14 protein-coding genes are annotated in these 13,046 nt (G+C 48.8%); 5 read left to right on the top strand and 9 right to left on the bottom strand.

Translation table 11 applies throughout. From position 1 onward, the window contains the following. Positions 1–114: 114 nt before the first annotated feature. Together F0316_RS03450 and F0316_RS03445 are read right to left on the bottom strand one after the other, a co-directional pair. The gene (locus tag F0316_RS03450) at positions 115–1,179 is read right to left on the bottom strand and encodes an AI-2E family transporter (protein WP_000462611.1); all 1,065 of its coding nucleotides are present in this window, start codon (positions 1,177–1,179) and stop codon (positions 115–117) included. Further along, positions 1,172–1,408, bottom strand: a complete 237-nt coding sequence (locus F0316_RS03445) for a sulfurtransferase TusA family protein (protein ID WP_000433304.1) — start codon at positions 1,406–1,408, stop codon at positions 1,172–1,174. Before F0316_RS03445 ends, F0316_RS03450 begins: the two co-directional genes overlap by 8 nt. Before the next feature lie 183 nt (positions 1,409–1,591). On the opposite strand from F0316_RS03445, the gene bepA reads away from it, so the two are divergent. From bepA to F0316_RS03425, 4 genes are read left to right on the top strand one after another with little or no spacing between them, the layout of a single operon-like run. Continuing rightward, positions 1,592–3,046, top strand: a complete 1,455-nt coding sequence (bepA, locus tag F0316_RS03440) for a beta-barrel assembly-enhancing protease (protein WP_000667946.1) — start codon at positions 1,592–1,594, stop codon at positions 3,044–3,046. Between the two features lie 22 nt (positions 3,047–3,068). Beyond that, positions 3,069–3,419 (top strand): arsenate reductase (glutaredoxin), encoded by a 351-nt coding sequence (gene arsC / locus F0316_RS03435; protein WP_149560209.1) that lies wholly within the window; start codon positions 3,069–3,071, stop codon positions 3,417–3,419. Continuing rightward, positions 3,416–3,976, top strand: a complete 561-nt coding sequence (gene wrbA, locus F0316_RS03430) for an NAD(P)H:quinone oxidoreductase (RefSeq protein WP_000623698.1) — start codon at positions 3,416–3,418, stop codon at positions 3,974–3,976. The genes arsC and wrbA overlap by 4 nt, the downstream gene beginning before the upstream one ends. Positions 3,977–3,999: 23 nt before the next feature. Next, a complete protein-coding gene (locus F0316_RS03425) occupies positions 4,000–4,416 on the top strand; it encodes a DUF2069 domain-containing protein (RefSeq protein WP_162813442.1) in 417 nt (138 codons plus the stop codon). A gap of 163 nt (positions 4,417–4,579) precedes the next feature. Here F0316_RS03425 and F0316_RS03420 read toward each other — a convergent pair whose 3' ends face one another. Beyond that, positions 4,580–5,743 carry a DUF2066 domain-containing protein gene (locus F0316_RS03420; RefSeq protein ID WP_149560208.1) on the bottom strand — a complete coding sequence of 388 codons (1,164 nt, stop codon included), beginning with the start codon at positions 5,741–5,743 and terminating at the stop codon, positions 4,580–4,582. 220 nt (positions 5,744–5,963) lie between these two features. On the opposite strand from F0316_RS03420, the gene F0316_RS03415 reads away from it, so the two are divergent. Next, positions 5,964–7,217, top strand: a complete 1,254-nt coding sequence (locus tag F0316_RS03415) for a uracil-xanthine permease family protein (protein WP_000786152.1) — start codon at positions 5,964–5,966, stop codon at positions 7,215–7,217. A gap of 70 nt (positions 7,218–7,287) precedes the next feature. On the opposite strand, the gene ybaK is transcribed toward F0316_RS03415, so the two are convergent. The 6 genes from ybaK to prmC form a co-directional block, all read right to left on the bottom strand. Beyond that, on the bottom strand, positions 7,288–7,770 hold the full coding sequence (gene ybaK / locus F0316_RS03410) for a Cys-tRNA(Pro) deacylase (RefSeq protein ID WP_000186559.1): 483 nt from the start codon (positions 7,768–7,770) through the stop codon (positions 7,288–7,290). A gap of 133 nt (positions 7,771–7,903) precedes the next feature. Next, positions 7,904–9,565, bottom strand: coding sequence for a bifunctional UDP-sugar hydrolase/5'-nucleotidase UshA (gene ushA / locus F0316_RS03405; protein ID WP_149560207.1), 1,662 nt, complete (start codon positions 9,563–9,565; stop codon positions 7,904–7,906). A gap of 536 nt (positions 9,566–10,101) precedes the next feature. Then, the gene (gene kdsA / locus F0316_RS03400) at positions 10,102–10,953 is read right to left on the bottom strand and encodes a 3-deoxy-8-phosphooctulonate synthase (protein WP_000400335.1); all 852 of its coding nucleotides are present in this window, start codon (positions 10,951–10,953) and stop codon (positions 10,102–10,104) included. A gap of 19 nt (positions 10,954–10,972) precedes the next feature. Next, complete coding sequence (locus F0316_RS03395; RefSeq protein WP_000933142.1) at positions 10,973–11,785, bottom strand: SirB1 family protein; 813 nt, start codon at positions 11,783–11,785, stop codon at positions 10,973–10,975. Positions 11,786–11,800: 15 nt separating this feature from the next. Next, a complete protein-coding gene (locus F0316_RS03390; protein WP_000272895.1) occupies positions 11,801–12,184 on the bottom strand; it encodes a SirB2 family protein in 384 nt (127 codons plus the stop codon). Further along, a complete protein-coding gene (prmC, locus tag F0316_RS03385) occupies positions 12,184–13,044 on the bottom strand; it encodes a peptide chain release factor N(5)-glutamine methyltransferase (RefSeq protein WP_041048865.1) in 861 nt (286 codons plus the stop codon). The genes F0316_RS03390 and prmC overlap by 1 nt, the downstream gene beginning before the upstream one ends. Positions 13,045–13,046 lie beyond the last annotated feature (2 nt).

Below are 13,046 nucleotides of genomic sequence, written 5' to 3'. Positions count from 1 at the left end.
TAGGAGCTATATCGCCAACTCTCTCTACAAACTTTAGTCTGAAATTTTCGTTTTGGACTCAATGACAATAAAAAACCAGCAAAATGCTGGTTTTTTGTTCACCACTAGGCCTCTTTAGGAAGCGGGCTCTTCATCAATACTTGGTAAGGCTTTCCACACCGCCTTAACGAGAGTGGCTAATGGGATCGCAAAAAACACGCCCCAGAAGCCCCATAATCCGCCAAATACGAGTACCGCAATAATGATCGCAACCGGGTGTAGGTTCACCGCTTCAGAGAAAAGTACGGGCACTAAAACGTTACCGTCCAAAGCCTGAATAATGCCGTAAGCAATCAACAAGGTGTAAAACTGCGGGGTCAGCCCCCATTGGAACAAGGCCACAATCGCAACAGGTACGGTTACAGCTGCAGCGCCGATATAAGGGATCAATACCGAAAGCCCGACCGCGACTGCCAGCAATACGGAATAACGCAGATCTAAAATCGCGAACGTGATGTAACTGACTGTGCCGACGATAACAATCTCCAGCACTTTGCCACGAATGTAGTTGGAGATTTGTTGGTTCATCTCTTCCCAAACTTTATTCGCCAACTTGCGGTTACGCGGCAAAATGCCACTCGCCATCCGCAGCATCTCTTGTTTATCTTTCAACAAGAAGAACACTAATAGAGGCACCAAAATCAGATAAACCCCTAGCGTGGCTAAGCTGACCAGAGACGCAAGAGAACCTTTTACCACCGATTCGCCCATGCCTAGCACTTTGTTTTTCGCATTACCGATTACCGATTCGACAATCTCTAGATGTGCCAATTCCGGATAACGTTCAGGCAAACTGGTGATGAATTTCTGCGTACCATTGTACATATTCGGCACGTCGTTAATTAAATTCCCCACCTGCTTCCAAATCGTTGGCACCAAACCAAACACCGCCAAAATCATCAAGCCAGTGAACACCGTAATCACAATGATCACCGCTAAGGTGCGCGGAATTCGTAATCGACGCAGTTGAGTAACGGGCCACTCAAGCAGATAGGCGAGTACAATTGCCACCAATAAAGGGGCAATCAAATGACCAAAGAAGTAGATGGTGATAAAACCAAACAACAAAATCGCCACCAAGCTGGCAGCGTGTGGATCGGAGAAGCGTCGCTTATACCAACGACTGACCATTTCAAACATTAAACGAAGTCTCCTTACTAACCTTGAGCGAACAGTGATCGTGATTTAGAGTGCGCTGACAATCCAGCGGCTGTTGAGCAATATACTTTTCAATGTCACGTTGTGAGGCGGGATCGGCAATCAAAATGGTCAGCGATTCACCGGGCGATAGAGCTGCCGCGGCTCGTTTAACCAGCAGTAACGTCATAGGGCAACGCTGCTCCCGCAAATCGAGAATAATCGGTTCCATTCTGCCGCTTAATCCTTAATATAGGTGGCACATTGTATCGGCTTTCGTTCAGGGTTACACCTAATTGGCGTTAATGGGTGGTCGATTTTGACAGGAAATTCACTGCTCGAACGCCAAATCAAGAAACCAATAGACATCGGATATGTCTTACAGGCAGATAAACTCGGAGTATGCACCGCCATTATGAAATTCTTCCCGACACGTACCCTGTTATGTCTATGCATTGCAGCGCCATGTCTTCCTGCCATCGCACAAAATGATCCTATCGAATTGCCGGATATTGGCACGGTAGCGGGCTCGACGCTGACCATAGATCAAGAACTGATTTATGGCGATGCTTATATGCGTATGCTGCGCAATAACCAACCTGTGATTAACGATCCTGTGCTCAATGAGTACATTGATAATTTAGGACATCGTTTAGTCGCCAGCGCCAACGATGTCAAAACGCCGTTCACCTTTTTTATGATCCGCGATCGTAACATCAACGCTTTTGCCTTTTTTGGTGGTTACGTCGCCTTGCACTCTGGGCTGTTCCTTCATGCGCAAAGTGAAAGTGAGTTAGCGTCGGTCATGGCGCATGAAATTGCTCACGTCACCCAACGCCACCTTGCGCGCAGCATGGAAGAACAAGCACGTCGCTCTCCCGCGACAATCGCAGCGCTTGCCGGTTCATTACTGCTGGCGATTGCCGCCCCAGAAGCAGGAATTGCAGCGATCAACGCCACCATGGCGGGCAGCATCCAAGGCCAGATTAACTACACGCGTAGCAATGAAAAAGAAGCGGATCGATTTGGTATCGCGACCTTAGCCAAAGCCGGATTTGACGCAAACGCCATGCCGCAATTTTTCACTCGCCTTGCTGATGAATATCGCTACGCCAGTAAGCCGCCCCCTATGCTGCTGACTCACCCACTACCAGAAGACCGGATTACCGATAGCCGTGAGCGGGCCAGACAATATCCGCCACTCAAACTTGCTCCACACTTGGATTATCATTTGGCGCGCGCACGGATCATCGCTCGTTATGCAGGCATTGATGCCGACGCAGCGTTGGATTGGTTTGCTCGCAGTGAGAAAAAAATCGACGCCACCCTACAGCCGTCTATCCAGTACGGCAAAGCCTTGGTCTATCTCGATCTCAAACAGTTCGATAAAGCAGAGCCACTGTTGACCCAGCTAGTTAAAGAACAACCGGACAATCATTTTTATCTCGATGCGATCAGCGATTTGTATATTGAGCTCAAGCAAGCCGATAAAGCACAAAGCTTGTTAGAAAAGGCGCTCAAGCAGACGCCAAATAACTCAGTGCTGACCATTAACTATGCGAATGTGCTGCTCAAGCAAGATAAGTTCACCGATGCCATTCGAATCTTGCAACGTTACACCCATGACAATCCTAATGACATCAATGGTTGGCAACTGCTGTCTGAAGCCAATAGCCGTTTAGGCAACAGTGCGGAAGACTTAGCGGCACGCGGTGAAATCATGGCGCTGCAAGCAAACTGGAACAAAGCGATTCAGTTTTATACCCAAGCCAGTCAGTTGGTGGAATTGGGTAGCTTGGCGCAAGCCCGTTACGATGCGCGGATTGACCAGTTAATGGTGCAACGCGAGCGCTTTTTATCCCTCCAATAATAAATCTGATACAGGAGAAGTTATGTCAGTCGTGATTTATCACAATCCTAAATGCTCCAAAAGCCGTGAAACGTTAGCCTTACTCGAAAACCGAGGCATTGCACCGCAAGTGATTAAGTATTTAGAAACCTCACCTTCGGTGGAAGAACTCAAGCGTCTCTACCAACAGTTGGGGTTGAATGAAGTGCGAGCCATGATGCGCTGCAAAGACGAGCTGTATAAAGAGCTTAATTTAGGGGATAGCCAATTGAGCGATGATGCGCTGTTTGCCGCGATGGCGGAACACCCGAAACTGATTGAGCGCCCAATTGTGGTGTGCAACGGTCAAGCTCGTCATGGCCGACCACCAGAACAAGTGCTTGAAATTCTATGATTTCGATAGTGGTGCTCTATTATAGCCGTCACGGTAGTACGCAAGCATTGGCACGCCAAATTGCCCGCGGCGTGGAATCCGTAGAAGGTTGCCAAGCCTTGCTGCGAACCGTCGCAGAGCTTGATGGCACGGCAAGCAACAGCGATCCTTACCTTAGCCTTGATGAGTTGAAACAGTGTGACGGCTTAGCGTTTGGCAGCCCAGTTTGGTTTGGCAATATGGCCGCGCCATTAAAACATTTTTGGGATCAAACCACGCCACTTTGGCTGAGTGGCGCGCTGATTGATAAACCAGCTTGCGTGTTCACGTCTTCATCAACCTTGCATGGTGGGCAGGAAACAACCCAGCAGAGTATGATGCTGCCTTTACTGCATCATGGCATGTTGATTTTAGGGATACCTTATTCCGAGCCAGCCTTGCACACCACCCAATCCGGCGGTACACCGTATGGTGCAAGCCATGTCCATCAACAAAAAACACTCTCTAGTGAAGAGGCGGAGCTGGCACGCCAGCTAGGAAAGCGCCTGGCTCATGTGGCCAAACAGTTAAAGGGATAACAATGACCACCTCCAGTATTGCAATGCAACCTCGGACCGCGTTTTATCGCTGGCTGGCACTGAGTGCCAACCTCGCTCTGTTGGTTTGGATCCTGTTATGGCAACTCACGTTGTCACCACATCCTCATCTTAATCCTACCGCGCTCGCGATAGGCTGGGTCATTCCACTGCTACTGCCTCTGTTTGGCATTCTCAAAGGCAAACCTTATACCCATGCTTGGGCAAACTTTGTTTTGATGCTCTATTTCTTGCATGCTTTGACCTTGCTGTATGTGGATGGCGGGGAGCGTTGGTTAGCCTTGGTTGAGCTGCTACTGACTTTTGCGGCATTTATCGGCAATACCCTTTATGCGCGCTTACGTGGTAAGGAGTTAGGCTTAAAGCTGACCAAACTTTCTGACGTGGAAAAGCAAGAAAAAGCCCATTTTGACCACCAATGATCTTTTTGCCTATCGGTGACCCATTGCTTGGCTGAGTGCGCATGAAAACCACTTGGAAAGTAATAATCGAAATAAAAATAGCGCCTTTTTCGGCGCTATTTTTGCTTTGGTTTATCCCTTACCTTCCTGACAACTCAAGTTATTTGGTGCTCTCTTCTCAAGGCTAACCTTGCCAAGAGAAATAGAGAGTTTTAGGTTGAACAGGTTGTCGCTGAGTAGAAGCGTTATTTGGGTTGCTCGGGTCTACCGGCATTTCTGACGAACTATTTTCCAGCGAACTATTTTCCAGCGAACTATTTTCCAGCAAATTATTGTCTGCAGAGACGGGCTCTTCTGGCGGCATCTCCATCAATACTGCCTGCCCCATGCGTACCACTTCATTAGTGAACTCTTCCACACTGGCCAATAAATGCACGTTAAAGGTCACTTGAGTACCTTGAACCTTCAAAATATCCAGCGAAGCAACTGAGCTTAAGCGCTTGAGTTTATTCTCAACCACAAAGAAATCCTGCGCGCTATCGAGTGGGCTAAATTGCGCCAATACCGATTGTGAGGATTCACTGCTTACTACAACCGCGCTTTTACGCGCGTAGTAATCACTGATTTCATCAATCATCTCGGTGACCGCTTGCTCCCCCGAGGCTTGACCTGAGATAGGCGCTTTCGGTTGACTCACCATGGTGTTAGCCAACTGATCAAACAGAGTCCAACGCAGTTCAGAGCCTTGAGCACGCACGACCAAAACCGCATCGGTCGGATAACGTTGACTTGCAATGCTGATCGGGTTGATAAAGCCGCCCCATAAATCGGAGACCTGCACACCGGTTACATCATCAAAATCACCAACCGGAACCGTTAAGGGTAAGCCGCGAACACGGGCGCGAGCTTTCATTTGGTTCAGTAACGGCGTATCTGCATGTTCCCAACTCACGCTGCGATCGTAGTTGGCTTCTTCCACCAGCCATACCAGCAAATTACTGCGGCTTTCTGGCCAGAATGGCAACTGAGCTTGACTTAACAGTGAGCGAATGTGCTGCGCGCTGAATTGCAAACGCATCACCGACTGAGCACCCTCTTGTTGAGTGCTGATCTGGGTGATGTACTGGTTACTCTGACGCAAAGCTTTTTGCACAGCATCATTTTTGAGCGCATCTTGGCTACCAGTAGCGCGGACAATCACTTCTTCCATACCACGGATACGCGCCGCCGCATCAGCGTTACTTTGCTGCGGATCGACCGCGACTTCTGCCTGATACAAGTTGACTCGAGTGAGGGCGAAGGCGGGAAACGTGAGCAATCCCATCATCAACACAGCTAAATAGCGCATACCATACCTACATTCTGTTTACTGAACGACGATGATAAGCAACTATCTAAAGTTCAGCAAGGCGAGAGGTTACAGGAGTGCGTCAGAATTTGTGCGACGCGATCCACGTCGTTTTTAAACATAGCCAATAATCCTGTCAATTTTTGATCTTTTTTCGCTCGCAATCGATTGCAGAAGTGATAGAATCCCGCGAATTTTTATTTAGCTCAGGGAAAATACGATGAAAAATGCCATACAAGGCGCGCAAATGCTGTTTGTCGCATTCGGCGCGTTGGTTCTGGTCCCGCTTCTGACCGGACTCGATCCAAACGTTGCACTGTTCGGTGCTGGTTTAGGAACACTGCTTTTCCAATTGATCACCCGCCGCTCTGTCCCCATTTTCCTCGCCTCTTCTTTTGCTTTTATCGCACCTATTATGTTCGGCATCCAAACCTGGGGCATTCCTGCCACTATGGGTGGCTTGATGGCCGCTGGTGCGGTGTATATCGTACTCGGTGGCATTATTAAGGTGCGTGGTGTGGCCATCATCCACAAACTGCTGCCTCCTGTCGTTGTCGGTCCTGTGATTATGGTGATTGGTCTGGGACTTGCGCCAGCCGCTGTGAATATGGCACTGGGCAAAACCGGGGATGGCTCCGTACAACTCGTCGATCCACAAGCCGCACTCTGGATTTCTTGTATTTCACTTTTGGTCACAGTGGTATTCAGTGTCTTCGCTAAAGGCTTTTTTAAGCTAGTTCCTATCCTCGCGGGCATTGTCAGCGGCTATGCACTCTCACTGGTAATGGGTGTCGTCAGCTTTGCGGCGGTGGAACAAGCCGCTTGGCTTGCGTTACCCAACTTCACTTTCCCTGAATTTAACATCAACGCCATCCTGTTTATGATCCCAGTCGCGATTGCTCCTGCGGTCGAACACGTGGGCGATATGCTGGCTATCTCAAATGTGACCAACAAAGATTACCTAAAAAAACCGGGCTTACACCGCACTATCGCTGGTGACGGGGTCGCGACCATGGCCGCAACCATGCTTGGCGCGCCACCCAACACCACATACAGTGAAGTGACAGGTGCCGTGATGCTGACTCGTGCATTTAACCCAGCGATCATGACTTGGGCGGCCATCACGGCCATCGTACTTGCTTTGGTGGGCAAACTCGGTGCACTGCTGCAAACCATTCCGGTTCCGGTCATGGGCGGCATCATGATTCTACTGTTTGGATCCATCGCCACCGTCGGTTTGAATACGCTGATCAAAAACCAAGTGGATCTGCACAAATCACGCAATCTGGTGATTGTGGCCGTCACTCTGGTCTTTGGTATTGGTGGTATGGCATTCGGCGTGGGTGACTTTAGCCTGCAAGGCGTGAGCTTGTGCGGTATCGTCGCCATTGTGCTCAACCTCGTTCTGCCAAACGACTTAGGTGAAAACCACGTAGTGGACAATGCGCAAATGGAAGAAGAAGCACGCCATTAATCTTCGCTGACTTCTCACCACTTCTAGAATCAACGGCCTCCCTTTGAGGCCGTTTTTACAGGGGTATCGATTAATTCTCTTCTTGACACAAATCCGCAAACTGGCCACGAGTTAAGCGCGCGAGATCTTGCGGTGATAACTCAATTTCTAAACCACGTTTACCTGCACTGACACAAATCGTCGCTTGGCTTTGCGCACTTTGATGAATAAAGGTTGGCAGCGCTTTTTTCTGGCCGAGAGGACTTATCCCCCCCACCACATAACCTGTGGTTTTCTCAGCAATCTCTGGTTTGGCCATCTCGGCTTTTTTGGCTTTGGCCGCTTTGGCCGCGAGCTTTAAATTCAGTTTGAGATCGACAGGAATAATCGCTACCGCGAGATTTTTTTCCTCGCCATTCATACAAAACAGTAAGGTTTTGAATACGCGCTTCGGATCTTGACCGAGCGCCTGCGCCGCTTCTAGGCCATAACTGGCATGGCTCGGATCATGTTCATACTGATGGATGGTATGGGAGATTTTATTTTTCTTTGCAAGATTGATTGCAGGAGTCATGAATCACGTGTCCTCATTTACTCACACTGCTGATGGGCAGAGCTCGGGCCATATGGGTATGGCAAAACAAAAAAGGCGGTGTTTGCACACCGCCTGTCAGTAAACGCAATTCAACTTTGCGAGTCAAACCTTATTAACGATAAACAATCTCGCCCGCTGGCGCGAAACGGTTCACATCGATTGGGCTGTTCGCCTCAAGGTAATCTTTCAGTACTTCGGCATCCACAAAGCCAGTGTTGACATAGCCTGGGTGGTCAGTAATTTTTGGATAACCGTCACCACCCGCTGCGTTAAAACTTGGCACAGTGAAACGGTAGGTCGCATCGAGACGCAGTTGTTTGCCACCAATGACCACGTTAGAGACTTTGCCATCCGCAACCGTCATTGAAATCCCTGCGAACTGGGCATACGCACCTGAATCGACCGGCTTGGTAGCGACGACATTGAGATAATCCAGCACTTCCTGACCATTCATATCCACGTAGCTGACGATGTTGCCAAATGGCTGCACTTTCAGTACATCTTTATACGTAATGTCACCGGCTTGGATAGAATCACGTACACCACCAGAATTCATTACCGCAAAATCGGCTTTAGCACGTTGCATGTGCGCCATTGCAATCATGCGACCCAGGTTGGTTTGCTCAAAACGCACCACGTTACGATCGCCTTCTAGCTTACCGTTACTATGGGCAATCTTAATGCTCAGTTGCTCTTGGCCTTTCTCTTGGAATGGGCGCAGGAACTCTAGCATTGCGCTGTCTTCTTTAATTTCAGAAGTCGCAAACACACGCTGAGTTTCACCATTCACTTCAACTTTCTTCTTCAAGTTAACGGGAATGAGGTTATAGCTGACCATATTCAGCTCACCGTTACGGAATTCATAATCCGCACGACCGACGTATTTACCCCACTCGTAAGCTTGAACAATGTAAGTGCCGTTTTGAATATCAGGCTTACATTCGTCACCCGGCTTAAAGTTCTTTTTCACCAGATTAGGGCCTTCCATACACACAGGCTCTTGTGAGTGACCGCCGACAATCATATCCAACTCACCCGCTGGTAAGTAGCGCGCCAAAGCAACATCACCCGGTGCGTTCACACCATGCTCACCGTTTTGGTAGTGACCCATGTGCGTTACTGCGATGATAAGATCTGGCTTCTCTTTTTTCTTCAGCTCAGCGATCACTTTCTTCGCTTCTTCTTTCGGATCGCGGAAGTCGATACCACCGATGTATTCTGGGTTACCAATTTTCGCGGTGTCTTCGGTGGTTAAACCAATAACCGCAATCTTAATCCATTGCTTATCAAAGATATGGTACGGTTCAAACAGACGCTTACCGGTCGCTTTATCGTAAATGTTGGCCGACAGCATTGGGAAGTTCGCCCACTCTTTTTGCTTAAACAGCACTTCAAGTGGATTATCAAATTCGTGGTTACCCAGCGCCATAGCGTCGTAACCGATTTTGCTCATACCTTTGAAATCAGGCTCTGCATCTTGTAGGTCTGATTCTGGTACCCCAGTATTGATGTCACCACCCGAGAGCAGTAATACACTGCCACCTTGAGCTTCAATGTCGGCACGCAGTTGATCAATCAGCGTTTTACGTGCTGCCATGCCATATTCACCATACTGGTTTTGCCAGAAACGGCCATGGTGGTCGTTGGTGTGCAGAATAGTGAGTTTGTAGGTTTTGTCTGCTTCCCACTGCTGAGCGGGTGCAGTTGCACAACCTGCCAAAGAGGCAATAATGGCTGCACTGAGGACGGATTTTAGAATGAGGCCTTGTTTCATTGTCATACCTTTGAACTGATGAAAACCACTGCTTGAAATGTCGTTGGGCGCTCGCACGGCGCAGTCGTTTACCACAGCACATCGCTTGAGCACATTGCTTGGAGTGCGGATAAAACTTGACTTAGTTTAAAGTAACCGACTTGGTGAGACAGCTTGATTTCATATTTATGTAGAGTAGATCACCTAAAAGTAGCCAATATAATGTAATCAATAGAAAGAGTTAAAAAGATAACCTGCTCGGATCACAGGCAAACGTTTGACTAATGGGATGGGCTTTTAAGCCGTTTTGTGCGCGCAAGCGTTTAATCTACAGAAACCGTCGTTTGCTGAAACAGAGCCGTATTGATAGGCGTTATACCCAAACTACTTGGAGCTGCAGGTAGGCGGCAAGTGAGTGAGTCCCCATGAGCATAGATAGACTATGTGATTGGGGTGAACGAACGTAGCCAACACCGCTGCAGCTTCAAGTAGGAAGGGTATAGACATGAAAAAGCCATCCGAAGATGGCTTTACAATATAGAGTCAGGCTATCGCGCTTATCGAATATCGATGTGCGCAAAGCTTTTGATTAAATCATCCAGCGCTTTCATTTGCGCAAGGAATGGCTCTAATTTGTCGAGAGGCAATGCCGATGGGCCATCGCAACGCGCTTTATCTGGATTTGGGTGCGCTTCAATGAACAGACCCGCAATCCCCGTCGCCAAACCGGCTTTCGCCAGTTCAACGGTCTGCTCACGACGACCGCCCGATGCCGCACCTGATGGATCACGCATCTGCAGTGAGTGAGTCACATCAAAAATGATTGGACTGCCGTTAGAGGCTTGCTTCATCACACCAAAACCGAGCATATCGACGACGAGGTTATCGTAGCCGTGGCAAGAGCCGCGCTCACATAAGATCACTTTGTCATTGCCACACTCAGCAAACTTCTCAACGATGTTGCCAACTTGACCCGGGCTCATGAACTGCGGTTTTTTCACGTTAATGACCGCGCCAGTTTTCGCCATCGCTTCAACCAAATCGGTTTGACGGGCCAAAAAGGCAGGCAGTTGAATCACATCTACCACATCCGCCACAGGCTGCGCTTGCGCTTCTGTGTGGACATCAGTGATGATCTTCACGCCAAAGGTCTCTTTCAGCTCTTGGAAAATTTTCATCCCTTCTTCCAAGCCTGGGCCACGGTAAGAGTGCACTGAACTGCGGTTCGCTTTATCAAACGATGCTTTGAACACATAAGGGATACCGAGTTTGTCGGTCACTTTCACGTAGTGTTCACAAATTTGCATCGCCAAATCACGCGATTCCAGTACGTTCATCCCTGCAAATAGGGTAAACGGCTTATCGTTGGCAACCGGAATATCACCGACATGGACAATTTTGTGTTCCATCTTAATCTCTCTTGTTGGGTTAATGCAGCGTCACTTGACTGTCGTGACTGAGTGCATTGACTTGCGTTTTTAACAATTCAGCCGCCGGATCGTTCGGACAGTGCTCAATAAAATATTGATAGTCCGAAATAGCAATTTGATGGCACTGTAGCTGTTGGTAAATAAAGCCACGATCACGGATTTCGTATGGGTCATCGGGCACAAAAGTGAGTGCCAAATCGGTACATCTTAGCGCCAGAGTATAGCGCTCTTCACGCAGTAAGGCACTTTTGAGTAGCGCCAACCAACGCCCAATAATGGTCGGATTATCGACACTTTGTAAATGCTGTGGCTTAAGCTTGGCCAGTGGGCCTTTGTGCCCAACTAACCAAGCTTGCAGTGTATGTTGTGACACGATCTCGCCATTAAATGGATTGAGATAAATCGGCCGCTCTCCCGGCCAATTGAGCGACAGCAGAAACTGAGTCGGGAAACTTATCCCATTGAGTGGAAAGCCGAGTTTGTGTCCTAGGTAGAGCAGTAATGAGCCTAAACTGACAGGAATGCCTTTGCGCCGCTGCAATACTTGATCAATAAAGGCATTGCGAGAATCAAAGTAGGCTTCGCGATCGCCGCTAAAGCCCCACTCTTGATAAAACAGGCGCAAAAAAGCCTCGAAACGCGCTTTCTCATCACGCTCATGTACCAGTGCCAGTTCGGCTTCTTTTAGCAGACGTGCTAACTCGATGTGAGCCCATTCTAGCTGCGTTTCGGGATTAATGGCTTTGTTGAGCGCAAGCGCCCCTTCCACCAACTCCATCGCATCAAAATCTTCATCACATAAATTCAGCATGGTCGCACCTTAAGCTTAACCAAACAGAATCGGCGCTTTAGCGACCGCGATTTTTCCAGCCATCGCCAACCAGCCCAACGCGCCAAAAAACGCAAAGCTACGCAGCAATTTATTACGACCTAATTTCAGTGCAAAAAAGCCTAGCGCGATGTACGCCAGCACGCAGGTAAATTTTTCTGTCATCCACGGCGCGGCAGCGGTAAATGGAATGAATCCAGTGATGAATATCAAACCGATACCGGAAAGCAGCAATAACGTGTCATTCACATGCGGGAAAATTTTGAAAAACTTACGCTCTAGGTGGGCTGAATTCATCATCATGAGCACATAGCGAATCGACAGCATGACTACGCTGACGCCGATAGTGAACAGGTGAAAATGTTTTAATCCTTCGTACATTATGCTTCTCTTTCCGTTTTATATTGTCCCAGTGTAACTCGATCATGACTGGCATAATCTTGCTCGGTAATGATGTTTTGATAGCCTAAATCACGCAAAATCGTGCGCACCGCAACGCCTTGATCGTAACCATGCTCAAACAAAAGCCAGCCGCCATCGAGCAAAAAATGCGGCGCGTGCGTGCTGATGTGGCGAATGTCCGCCAAACCATTTTCTGCGGCAACCAGCGCGCTTTTCGGCTCAAAACGCACATCGCCCAGACTCAAATGCGGATCATTTTCTTCGATATAAGGCGGGTTGGAGACGATCAAAGCAAACTTCGTACCGTCTGCTAATGGGCTAAACCAACTGCCCTGCAAAAACTGCGCATTGTGGATCGCCAAGCGAGTCGCGTTTTCTCTTGCTAACTCTGCCGCCTCCGGACGTAAATCAATCCCCGTGACTTGCCGCGTGGGCAATTCCGAAGCCAAAGCCAACGCAATCGCCCCAGTTCCGGTGCCAAGATCCAGCAGTTCGCCATCAATCAACGCCGCTTTATCCAGCGCTAATTCAACCAAACGTTCCGTATCCGGACGTGGAATAAGTGTCGAAGGAGAGACTTTCAGCGGCAGCGACCAAAATTCGCGCTCACCAAGGATGTAGGCCATCGGCTCTCCCGCTCTGCGGCGAGCAAGGAGCAGCTCGAGAGAAGCCAAAGTAGGCTTCTCCAAGGTTTTATCAGGCCAAGTCAACAAGTAAGAACGAGGCTTAGCCAGTACATGGCAAAGGAGTACTGCGGCATCTAGGGCTGGCGAATCACTGCCGCTTTGCTGCAGTTGCTCGGTTGCCGTTTTTAATGCCGCTTCAATAGTGACTGACATGG

Origin of the sequence: Vibrio cholerae, from assembly GCF_008369605.1 — a bacterium.
GTDB lineage: Bacteria > Pseudomonadota > Gammaproteobacteria > Enterobacterales > Vibrionaceae > Vibrio > Vibrio cholerae.
The sequence above is the reverse complement of the archived record's forward strand: the minus strand, read 5'-3'. Positions and strand labels throughout refer to the sequence as shown.

Excerpts from the sequence above, each read along its gene's own strand:
- F0316_RS03450 (WP_000462611.1), bottom strand. The coding sequence starts at position 1,179 with ATGTTTGAAATGGTCAGTCGTTGGTATAAGCGACGCTTCTCCGATCCA.
- F0316_RS03445 (WP_000433304.1), bottom strand. The coding sequence starts at position 1,408 with ATGGAACCGATTATTCTCGATTTGCGGGAGCAGCGTTGCCCTATGACG.
- bepA (WP_000667946.1), top strand. The coding sequence starts at position 1,592 with ATGAAATTCTTCCCGACACGTACCCTGTTATGTCTATGCATTGCAGCG.
- arsC (WP_149560209.1), top strand. The coding sequence starts at position 3,069 with ATGTCAGTCGTGATTTATCACAATCCTAAATGCTCCAAAAGCCGTGAA.
- wrbA (WP_000623698.1), top strand. The coding sequence starts at position 3,416 with ATGATTTCGATAGTGGTGCTCTATTATAGCCGTCACGGTAGTACGCAA.
- F0316_RS03425 (WP_162813442.1), top strand. The coding sequence starts at position 4,000 with ATGCAACCTCGGACCGCGTTTTATCGCTGGCTGGCACTGAGTGCCAAC.
- F0316_RS03420 (WP_149560208.1), bottom strand. The coding sequence starts at position 5,743 with ATGCGCTATTTAGCTGTGTTGATGATGGGATTGCTCACGTTTCCCGCC.
- F0316_RS03415 (WP_000786152.1), top strand. The coding sequence starts at position 5,964 with ATGAAAAATGCCATACAAGGCGCGCAAATGCTGTTTGTCGCATTCGGC.
- ybaK (WP_000186559.1), bottom strand. The coding sequence starts at position 7,770 with ATGACTCCTGCAATCAATCTTGCAAAGAAAAATAAAATCTCCCATACC.
- ushA (WP_149560207.1), bottom strand. The coding sequence starts at position 9,565 with ATGAAACAAGGCCTCATTCTAAAATCCGTCCTCAGTGCAGCCATTATT.
- kdsA (WP_000400335.1), bottom strand. The coding sequence starts at position 10,953 with ATGGAACACAAAATTGTCCATGTCGGTGATATTCCGGTTGCCAACGAT.
- F0316_RS03395 (WP_000933142.1), bottom strand. The coding sequence starts at position 11,785 with ATGCTGAATTTATGTGATGAAGATTTTGATGCGATGGAGTTGGTGGAA.
- F0316_RS03390 (WP_000272895.1), bottom strand. The coding sequence starts at position 12,184 with ATGTACGAAGGATTAAAACATTTTCACCTGTTCACTATCGGCGTCAGC.
- prmC (WP_041048865.1), bottom strand. The coding sequence starts at position 13,044 with ATGTCAGTCACTATTGAAGCGGCATTAAAAACGGCAACCGAGCAACTG.